Source organism: Stenotrophomonas sp. STEN240 (assembly GCF_056756175.1).
Map to the genome: position 1 here is coordinate 40,874 of NZ_JBRRBO010000032.1, position 7,980 is coordinate 48,853.

Here is a 7,980-nt window from a genome sequence, read left to right on the forward strand (position 1 = left end):
TTACAGCCCCAGGTCCGAGAGCAGGTCGTCAGCATCCACCTGCGACACGGCGTGGCGGTCCAGGCCATTGACGGCCGGGCCGGCCAAGCCCTGGTTGCGGGCGTCTTCTTCCGGCGGCGGCAGGCCGAGCGCGCCGAAGCCTTCGTGCACGCGGCGGACGATGCCAACCACCCGGCGGATGATCTGCCCGGTAAGGTCCTGGTAGCTCTGGGTCAGTGCCACTTCGGTAAGGTTGTGGCGGATGCGCTCAAGGATTTCGCCCTGTTCGGCATTGAGCCCGTCGCTGCGCAGACGCTCTGTGAGCGCCCGGCATTCTTCGGCCAGATCAAGTGTGCGATGGGTGGCCTGTTCGGTCATCTGCACCACGTGGTCCAGGCGCGCGCAGGCGTCGTCCAGCTCGCCGGCTTCGCTGGGTACGCTGGGCAGTTCGCCCAATGCCTGGCCCAGCTCGCGCGCGAGCCGGCCCAGGCCGGACATCATCGGTTGTGCACGCAACGCAGCCAGTGCGTCGATTTCCCTGCGCCAGCCGGCTTCGTCGCCGCTTTCCAGTGCTGCCAGTGCGTCCTGCAGGCGCTGCACCAGGGCCGATTTGTCGCTCAATTCCCCGAGCTGGTTCATCAGGCGCTCGCAGCCAGGCGTTCGAAGATCTTGCCGAGCTTTTCTTCCAGCGTCTGCGCGGTGAATGGCTTGATGATGTAGCCGTTCACGCCGCTCTGCGCGGCCTCGATGATCTGCTCACGCTTGGCTTCGGCGGTGACCATCAACACCGGCAGGGTTTTGAGCTTGGCATCGTTGCGGATCGCCTTGAGCAGCTCGATGCCGGTCATCACCGGCATGTTCCAGTCGGTCACGACGAAATCAAACGGCTGGCTCTGCAGCAGCGACAGCGCGGCATGCCCGTCCTCGGCTTCGGCGGTATTGGTGAAGCCCAGATCGCCGAGCAGGTTCTTGACGATGCGACGCATCGTCGAGAAGTCGTCAACGATCAGGATGCGCATGTTCTTGTTCAAAAGACTTTCCTCTTCATGGTTCCTCAAGGCCGGCGTCGGCCGCCTCGAAAATCTTCAGCCGCCCGCGCAGGCGCAGCATGGCTTGGCCGTGGATCTGACAGACGCGGGATTCGCTTACGCCCAATACCGCGCCGATTTCCTTCAGGTTCAATTCCTGCTCGTAGTACAGCGACAGCACCAGCTGCTCACGCTCGGGCAGATGGCCGATGGCCTTGCCCAGCTCGGCGCCGAACTGGCTGCGCTCCAAAACCTGCTGCGGATTGGGGCCGCCGGTGGTCGGGGTATCCAGTTCGCCCTGGTCTTCGATGCGCGATTCCAGGCTCAGCACCTGGCCGCGCGAGGCGTCTTCGACCAGCCGCATGTAATCGGGCAGGGGCAGCTCCATCGCCTCGGCCACTTCGCTGGCGCTGGCCGAACGGCCGGTACTCTGCTCCAGGCGGCGAATGGTGGCGGCGGCGTCACGGGCCCGGCGGTGCACCGAGCGCGGCACCCAGTCGCCACGGCGGATCTCGTCGATCATCGAGCCGCGGATGCGGATGGATGCATAGGTCTCGAACGAGGCGCCCTGTTCGGCGTCGTAGCTGCGCGAAGCTTCGATCAGCCCCATCATGCCGGCCTGGATCAGATCGTCGACCTCGACGCTGGCGGGCAGGCGCGCGGCCAAATGGTGGGCGATGCGGCGGACCAGGTCGGCGTGGCGGGCGATGCAGTCATTGGCCGCGTTGCGCTGGACTTCACGGTATTGGGCGGCTGCATTGTTCATGCCTTCACCTTCTGCTGGATGATGCGTTCCAGGAAGAACTCAACGCCGCCGCGCGGAGCGGTTGGGGCTTGCCAGCGCGCGGTGCGACGGGCGATTTCGTTGATGGCCAGCGATGCCGGCGCGGAAGGGTAGAGCTTGACCACCGGCTGCTGGCGCTGCACCGACAGGCGCAGCCAGTCGTCCTGCGGCACGCAGCCCAGGTAATTCAGCGAGACATCGATCAGGAACTTCTCGCAGACCCGCACCAGCTTTTCGTACAGGGCGCGGCCTTCGTTCGGGTCGCGGACCATGTTGGCCACCACCTGGATGCGGTCCACGCCGCGCTCGCGCGAGAGCACCTTGATCAGTGCGTAGGCGTCGGTGATCGAGGCCGGCTCGTCACAGACCACCACCACGGTGTCCTGGGCGGCCTGGCAGAAGGTCAACACGCTGTCGGTGATGCCGGCGGCAGTGTCGATGATCATCACATCAAGGTCGCGTTCGAGCTCGGAGAACACATTGACCAGGCCAACGTGCTCAGCTGGCTGCAGCTCGGCCATGTGCCGGCGGCCGGAAGCGGCTGGCACTACCAGCACGCCGTTCGGGCCTTCGATGATGACTTCTTCCAGCGTGGCGCGCCCGGCGACCAGGTCGGCCAGGGTGTGCTTGGGCTGCAGGCCCAGCACCACGTCGATATTGGCCAGGCCCAGGTCGGCGTCCAGCAGCAGCGTACGTTTGCCCATGCCTGCCAGTGCCACGGCCAGATTGGCCGAGACATTGGTTTTACCCACACCGCCCTTGCCGCCGGTCACCGCGATGGTGCGTACCGGGCCGGCCGGTTCGTGCCGGGTAGCCGACAGCGGGAAGGTGTTGGTCAGCTTGGCGTACTCACGCGACTGCATTGTTCAACTCCGTGTTGCAGGGCATATCGGCCGCCCGGCGCAAATCTTCAAGGCGAAGTACCAGATTTGCGGCAGAGGCCCGATAAAGGTCTTCCGGAACGTCCTGACCGTCGGTTACCCAGGTGATCGGCAGGCGATGGTCGACTGCCACCGACAGGGCCGAACCGAAGCGGCCGGTCTCGTCCAGCTTGGTCAGCACCACGCCCTGCGGGTTGGCGGCGCTGAAGCGGCGCACCACTTCGTCCATGTCCTGGAAAGCAGTGTTGGCCGGCAGCACCAGCAGGGTGCGGATCTGGCCGGCGGCGCGCAGCCACTGCAGCTGGGCGGTGAGGGCGCGGTCGCGCTGGCCCAGACCGGCGGTGTCGATCAAGACCAGCTTGTAGTCGGCCAGCTTCTGCAGCAGCTGGTTCAGATCGGTGCCGCTGTTGGCCTCGTGCACGGCGATGCCGAGCTGGCGGCCAAAGCCGTACAGCTGCTCGCGGGCGCCGATGCGCTGGGTATCGGTGGTGACCAGGGCCACGTCGCGGGCGGCATGGGCTTCGGCAAAGCGCGAGGCCAGCTTGGCGATGGTGGTGGTCTTGCCGGCACCGGTGGGGCCGACCAGGGCGATGACGCCGCCGGTTTCCATCGGATCGACCGGGGCAATCGGCAGCTTCTTGGAAATCAGCCCCAGCATCAGGCCACGGGCACGGCTGGGATCGATATCGGCTGGAATCTGGGTGGCGACGTCGCGGGCCAGGCCGGCGTCGAAGCCGTACTCGTCCATCAGGTCCAAAGCGTTGGCGCGCACCGCGCTGCCACGCAGGCGTTCGTCGGTGAAGCGGTTCATCTCGCGCTCGATCAGGTGACGCATGCCGGCTACTTCCTGGCGCAGCTGGCTGAGCTGTTCGTCGTCGCGGGTGGCCACGGCCGGGCTGGTCGCCACCGGGCTCAGTGCCGGAGCGGCCGCAACCGGCGCGCTTTCGGTGACGGCAGCGTTGATGGGCTGCGCGACTTCGGCGGTGTTGATGATCGGAGCGCTGGCTGCAACCGGCGCTGCGATGTAGGCGGTAGCGGCCGTCGCTGCGGCAGGCAGGGCCGGCGCCGCGACGGGCGCCAGGCTGGCTGGCTCCGGCATCGGCGGATCGATCACGAAGCGGGCGCGTTCAACCGGTGCGGGTGCGGGCGGCGCAATGGTGACGGCGGCAATGGCGTCGGCAAAGCTGGCCTGCGCGGTGTTGACCGGGGCGGCAGCAAGCGGCGTGATGGCGACTGCGGCCGTGCCGGCGGGACGGAATGCCGGCACTACCGGCAGTTCGTCGGCGCTGGCCGGTTGGGTGGCAAACAGGCTCTGCGTTACGGCGGCCTGGCGCGGTGCGACCGGCTCGATCGCGGCCGACTTGAGCAGGCCGGAGAAGCGGCTGCCCGGTGCCAGTTCAACGCTGCTGTCGATGGAGCGGCCGGTGGCGCCTACCGCCGAGCGCGCCAGTGCGGCGACGGCCGAGGTGGTGGCGGTGACCGGTTCCGGCTCCGGTGCCTTGCGGCGGGTCATCGCGGCCATGATGGCTTCGGCGGCGCTGCGCGGCTTGGGCGGTGCCGGCGGGGCCGGGCGGGTCGCTTCCAATGCCTGCTGTACTGCGGTTTCGTCGTAGTGTGCGGCAGCCACGATCTCGACACCTTCCTCGATCCGTCGATTGGACAGGATCACGGCATCGGGACCGTGTTCTTTGCGCACGAGGTTCATGGCGGTGCGCATGTCAGCGGCGACGAAACGTTTGATCTTCATGCTTTGGTACCGGGAGTGGGGTTGCGGTGAAGGAGTGGCGTTGGCGATGTCATACATGGCGTGACGGGCTCCTTCTTGCGGAATGGGTGCGTGCTGCTGCAGGTGTCTGGTTTCCGTCGCCGGCAGTGCTGCCGGCGTCGGCTTTCGGCTTGCATCAACTGATCGTGCCGACCAGCTTCAGGCGTTTGTCTTCCGGCACTTCGCTGTAGGCCAGGACCGACAGCGAGGGAACGCTGTGGCGGACCAGGCGCGCCAGCGCGGCGCGGACCGGGGCCGGTACCAGCACAACCGCGGGCTCGTTGCGGGCCTCCTGCTTGCCGACACATTCGGCAAGACTCTGGTGGAGGCGTTCGGCGAGACCGGGTTCCAGTGCGGCACCATTGCCTTGTGTTGACTCCTGCAAGACCCGTTCCAATTGCGGGTTGAGGGTGAACACCGGCAGCTCCGGCGAGGAGCCGGCGATTTCCTGCACGATGAAGCGGCCAAGGGCGTTGCGTACCGCAGCGGTGAGCGCGGCCGGGTCCTGGGTGACGGGTGCGGCTTCGACCAGCGCTTCGGCGATCTTGCGCAGCTGGCGGACCGGGATGCGCTCGACCAGCAGGTTCTGCAGTACACGGGCCACGCTGGACAGCGGCAGCGCCTTGGGCGACAGGTCTTCGGCCAGTTTGGGCGCACTCTTGGCCAGGGTGGCCAGCAGTTGCTGCACTTCCTCGTGACCCAGCAGTTCCGGCGCGTGCTCGCGGATCAGGTGCGACAGATGGGTGGCAACCACGGTGGCCGGGTCGACCACGGTGTAGCCCAATGATTCGGCGTGGGCGCGCTGGTGCGGCTGGATCCAGGTGGCGTCCAGGCCGAAGGCCGGATCCTTGCCGGCGATGCCGTCGAGTTTGCCCATGGCACTGCCCGGGTCCAATGCCAGCTCGCGATCCGGGTGGATGTCGGCGGTGCTGACCGGGACGCCATGGATCAACAGGCGGTAATGGGTTGCCGGCAACTCCAGGTTGTCGCGGATATGCACCGGCGGGATCAGGAAGCCCAAGTCCTGGGTCAGCTTGCGGCGTACGCCCTTGATCCGCGCCATCAGTTCACCGCCCTGGGTCTTGTCGACCAGCGGAATCAGCCGGTAGCCGACTTCAAGGCCCAGCGGATCAACCGGGCGCAGTTCGTCCCAGGTCAGCTCGGCGGTGGGGGCGGGCTGTGGCTGGCCCAGTGCGTTGATGCCGCCTTCGGTGGCTGCACTTGCGTTGGCTGCCGCATTGGCGGCAGCGCTGGCTTCGCGTTTCCACAGCTTCCAGGCAATGAAACCCAGGATCAGGGCCAGGCTCAGGAAGGCAACGTTGGGCATGCCCGGCACCAGGCCGACCAGGCCGATGATGCCGGCGGTGATGGCAAGCGCGCGGTACTGGCCGAACACCTGGCCCATCATCGCCTCGCTCATGTCCTGCGAGCGCGAGGCGCGGGTGACCAGCATGGCCACGGCGCTGGAGACCAGCAGGGCCGGCAGCTGCGCTACCAGGCCGTCACCGATCGACAGCAGCGTGTAGGTGGCTGCGGCGTCGCCGAAGGCCATGTCATGCTGCAGTACGCCAACGGCCAGGCCGCCGAGCATGTTGATGAAAAGAATCAGGATGCCGGCGATGGCGTCGCCGCGGATGAACTTGCTGGCGCCGTCCATCGCGCCGTAGAAGTCCGCTTCTTCGCGCACCTCTTCGCGGCGCAGCTTGGCTTCCTCGCGCGTCAGCAAACCGGCGTTGAGGTCGGCATCGATCGCCATCTGCTTGCCGGGCATGGCGTCCAGGATGAAGCGCGCGGTCACTTCCGATACGCGCCCGGCACCCTTGGTGATGACCACGAAGTTGATGATGGTCAGGATCGCGAACACCACGATGCCGACCGCATAGTTGCCGCCGATCACGAACTCGCCGAACGCGGCGATCACCTTGCCGGCGGCCTCATGGCCGTTCTGGCCATTGAGCAGGATCACCCGGGTCGAGGCCACGTTCAACGCCAGCCGCAGCATCGTGGTGACCAGCAGCACGATCGGGAAGATGGTGAAGTCCAGCGGCCGCTTCACGTAGACCACGGCCAGCAGCACCAGCATCGAGATGGCGATGTTGAGGGTGAACAGGGCGTCCAGCACCGGTGCGGCCAAGGGCACCACCACCATTGCCAGCAGGGCCAGCACGATCAGCGGCGCGCCCAGCCCGTGGCGCAGCATGTCCAGTACGCGGCGTGCGGACATGCCCGAGGTCTGGCTGCTCATCGGGTTTCTCCCTTGCCGAATTCATCGATATCAATGGACGCCATCTGCGGCATCGGGCCGCTACGCCATTGGCGCAGCTGGTAGACATAGGACAGGACAAGGGCAACAGCCGAATACAGTCTCACGGGGATTTCCTTGCCAAGTTGGCTTTCCCGATACAAGGCCCGTGCCAAAGGCGGCGACGAGACGATGGCGACCTTGTTGCCGTCGGCCACCTGGCGGATGCGCAGGGCCATTTCGTCCACGCCGCGGGCGACTACGGTGGGGGCGTTCATGCGCCCGCTTTCGTACTTCAGCGCCACCGCGTAGTGGGTGGGGTTGACCAGTACGACGTCGGCGGTGGGGACGGCCTCGATCATCCGGCGCTGCGACAGCTGCATCTGCATCTGCCGGATACGGCCCTTGACCTCGGGGCTACCTTCGCTTTCCTTCATCTCGCGGCGCAGTTCTTCGCGGGTCATTTTCAGCTTCCGCAGCCAGTTCCACTTCTGGTACGGGGCATCGATGGCGGCCAGCAGCGCCATCGCACCGGCGGTGGCCAGCAGCAGCTTGAGGGTGAAGCCCAGGCCACGGCCGATGGCGCTTTCCAGTGGCAGGTGCAGCAGCCCGCGCAGCGCATCCGCGCCATGCCAGATGCACAGGCCGGCGGCGGTGCCGACAAAGGCCACCCGCAGCAGTGACTTGACCAGTTCGGCCAGGGCTTCGGGGCCGACCAGGCGCTTGATCCCGCTCATCGGGTTCATGCGATTGAAGTCCGGCATCATCGCCTTGTTGGAGAACCGCAGCCCGCCCATCAATACCGGTGCGATGAAGCCGGCGGCCACGCACACCAGCACCAGCGGGCTGAAGGCCAGCATCAGCTTGAGCAACAGCCAGCCGGCGTGGCCGAACAAGGCGTTGGGGGTGTCCAGCAGGCCGGGCTCGGGCGACAGCGCGGCCTTCATCCATTGCCGTGCCGAACCGCCCATGGAGCCGGACATCGCGTATAGCGTCAGTACCGCAGCGACGAAGACGGCAGCGGTGGCCAGTTCGCGTGAGCGCGGGATATTGCCTTGCTCACGCGCCTCGCGCAGGCGTTTTTCGGTGGGGAGTTCGGTTTTTTCCCCGGCCTGTTCGTTTTCTGACATTGCCTGGCATGGAAGAAGGGTTCTTCCATTGCCGTGCAAAAATCATTCCAAACCCAGGCCCAGGTAGTGCCGAGCCATGCTCGGCAGGGGCACTGCCGGTAAAGCCAACCTTGTAGTGCCGAGCCATGCTCGGCAGAGGCCTTACCGGTAAAGCCCCCTGCCGAGCATGGC

General features: G+C 66.4%; 7 protein-coding genes. All 7 read right to left on the reverse strand.

Going from position 1 to position 7,980, the window contains the following annotated elements; genetic code table 11:
* The gene (locus tag ACVOKO_RS13745) at positions 1-618 is read right to left on the reverse strand and encodes a protein phosphatase CheZ (protein ID WP_346499468.1); all 618 of its coding nucleotides are present in this window, start codon (positions 616-618) and stop codon (positions 1-3) included.
* Positions 618-1,010, reverse strand: a complete 393-nt coding sequence (gene cheY / locus ACVOKO_RS13750) for a chemotaxis response regulator CheY (RefSeq protein ID WP_303749801.1) — start codon at positions 1,008-1,010, stop codon at positions 618-620. Before cheY ends, ACVOKO_RS13745 begins: the two co-directional genes overlap by 1 nt.
* A gap of 13 nt (positions 1,011-1,023) precedes the next feature.
* Positions 1,024-1,773: an RNA polymerase sigma factor FliA gene (locus ACVOKO_RS13755; protein WP_346499469.1), complete on the reverse strand. Its 750-nt coding sequence runs from the start codon at positions 1,771-1,773 to the stop codon at positions 1,024-1,026.
* Entirely contained in the window at positions 1,770-2,654 is an 885-nt protein-coding gene (locus ACVOKO_RS13760) for a MinD/ParA family ATP-binding protein (protein WP_057628672.1), read from the reverse strand. The genes ACVOKO_RS13755 and ACVOKO_RS13760 overlap by 4 nt, the downstream gene beginning before the upstream one ends.
* Entirely contained in the window at positions 2,641-4,419 is a 1,779-nt protein-coding gene (gene flhF / locus ACVOKO_RS13765; protein ID WP_346499470.1) for a flagellar biosynthesis GTPase FlhF, read from the reverse strand. Before flhF ends, ACVOKO_RS13760 begins: the two co-directional genes overlap by 14 nt.
* Positions 4,420-4,573: 154 nt before the next feature.
* A complete protein-coding gene (gene flhA / locus ACVOKO_RS13770) occupies positions 4,574-6,682 on the reverse strand; it encodes a flagellar biosynthesis protein FlhA (RefSeq protein WP_430980784.1) in 2,109 nt (702 codons plus the stop codon).
* Positions 6,679-7,809, reverse strand: coding sequence for a flagellar biosynthesis protein FlhB (gene flhB, locus ACVOKO_RS13775; RefSeq protein ID WP_346499471.1), 1,131 nt, complete (start codon positions 7,807-7,809; stop codon positions 6,679-6,681). The genes flhA and flhB overlap by 4 nt, the downstream gene beginning before the upstream one ends.
* Positions 7,810-7,980: the final 171 nt, after the last annotated feature.

Bases quoted from the DNA above. Each gene is read 5' to 3' on its own strand.
- ACVOKO_RS13745 (WP_346499468.1), bottom strand. From the start codon at position 618: ATGAACCAGCTCGGGGAATTGAGCGACAAATCGGCCCTGGTGCAGCGC.
- ACVOKO_RS13755 (WP_346499469.1), bottom strand. From the start codon at position 1,773: ATGAACAATGCAGCCGCCCAATACCGTGAAGTCCAGCGCAACGCGGCC.
- ACVOKO_RS13760 (WP_057628672.1), bottom strand. From the start codon at position 2,654: ATGCAGTCGCGTGAGTACGCCAAGCTGACCAACACCTTCCCGCTGTCG.
- flhF (WP_346499470.1), bottom strand. From the start codon at position 4,419: ATGAAGATCAAACGTTTCGTCGCCGCTGACATGCGCACCGCCATGAAC.
- flhA (WP_430980784.1), bottom strand. From the start codon at position 6,682: ATGAGCAGCCAGACCTCGGGCATGTCCGCACGCCGCGTACTGGACATG.
- flhB (WP_346499471.1), bottom strand. From the start codon at position 7,809: ATGTCAGAAAACGAACAGGCCGGGGAAAAAACCGAACTCCCCACCGAA.